This is a genomic window from Seonamhaeicola marinus, assembly GCF_008085455.1.
On the sequence record NZ_VSDQ01000289.1, the window covers coordinates 1 to 556 of the forward strand.

Consider the following 556-nt stretch of genomic DNA (forward strand, 5'->3'; position numbering starts at 1 on the left):
ATGTTGAACAATTAAACCAGTTTTCATCAAAATATTGTAATGAACGCTTAAACGATACTAGTTTAGATCATATGCGTTTTTCGCACTTAAAAAAACCATTAAAAGCTAAAAAAGGGCAAAACGTAACACAATTACATTATGCTAAAAAAGGCATTATAACACCAGAAATGGAATACATTGCTATTCGCGAAAATCAAAAAATTGATGAAATGACCGAATTAGCTAAACAACATCCAGGGCAAGATTTTGGAGCTTCAATTCCTAAAAAAATCACACCAGAGTTTGTGCGTTCAGAGGTAGCTCGTGGTCGTGCAGTTATTCCAAATAACATAAACCATCCAGAAAGTGAACCTATGATTTTAGGCAGAAACTTCTTGGTTAAAGTAAACGCTAATATTGGTAATTCAGCCACAACATCATCAATTGAAGAAGAAGTTGAAAAGGCAGTTTGGGCATGCCGTTGGGGTGCAGATACTATTATGGATTTATCTACCGGAAAAAATATTCACGAAACGCGCGAATGGATTATTCGTAACTCACCAGTGCCAGTAGGTAC

1 protein-coding gene is annotated in these 556 nt (G+C 35.8%); it reads left to right on the forward strand.

What is annotated here, in order from left to right:
* The coding region (locus FUA24_RS04020; RefSeq protein WP_246146945.1) for a phosphomethylpyrimidine synthase ThiC at window positions 1-556 on the forward strand (556 nt) is incomplete at both ends.